The sequence below is a fragment of the Photobacterium angustum genome, from assembly GCF_003026365.1.
Lineage (GTDB): Bacteria > Pseudomonadota > Gammaproteobacteria > Enterobacterales > Vibrionaceae > Photobacterium > Photobacterium angustum.
The window spans coordinates 1-900 of record NZ_PYOM01000049.1; the positions used below are offsets into that span (position 1 = coordinate 1).

Consider the following 900-nt stretch of genomic DNA (forward strand, 5'->3'; position numbering starts at 1 on the left):
CTCAGGTAATAGTGTTTCGATATCTGCGTTAGCATCGTAGTGACGCTTGAATGACAACAATGTGTTGATCAATGTGTCACGCTTACCTTTAGTAATACCCATTGAGAATAGGAACATTACTTGGAAGTCAGTAGTACGTGTTGGTACGATACCGAAACGACCTAGGTATGCAGTCACAAGCGCTGCTGGAACACCTGTTTCTAGGAAGTTACCGTTGTCATCAAGTCCAGGAGTTAGCAAGCTAACTTTGATTGGATCAAGCATACACCAGTCATTGTCGATTTCGTCAAAGCCGTGCCATTTGTCGCCAGGAGTTAGTTTCCAGTTCTCTTGGATAGTCATTAGAGACTCAACAGATGCATCTTCAAAGTTAACCTTGTCACCGTTCATTTCTGTAACAGTTTCTGCGTTCCAAGGTTTGAAGAACCAATCGTTGTCATTGGTGTAGTTGTTGAATAGCTGACGCATGTTTTGACGGAAGATGATCGCTTCGCGGTTTACTTCGTCAGTCAGTGTTTTACCACTTTCGCCTTTCATCATGTTAGCTGCAACATCGTTAGACGCACAGATTGCGTATAGTGGCGATGTTGAAGTGTGCATCATGTATGCTTGGTTGAAACGGTCAAAGTTGATCGCGTCTTCACCGTTACGTACGTGAATGTATGATGCTTGAGACAATGCATTCAATAACTTGTGAGTTGAGTGAGTTGCAAATACTGTTGGACCTTTGTGGTCTTTCGCATCGCCACGCATTGCGAAGTGACCCTTGTAGATAGGGTTAAAACGTGCGTAACCGAACCATGCTTCATCCATGTGAATACGGCTAGAGCTTTCGCCTAGTAGCGATTCAGTCACTTCAGAGTGGTAACATAAACCGTCGTAAGTACAGTTGGTTACAAC

1 pseudogene is annotated in these 900 nt (G+C 43.8%); it reads right to left on the bottom strand.

The annotated features are described in order from the left end of the window. Positions 1 to 900: pseudogene (locus CTN01_RS22545) on the bottom strand (arginine decarboxylase); the annotation flags it as partial.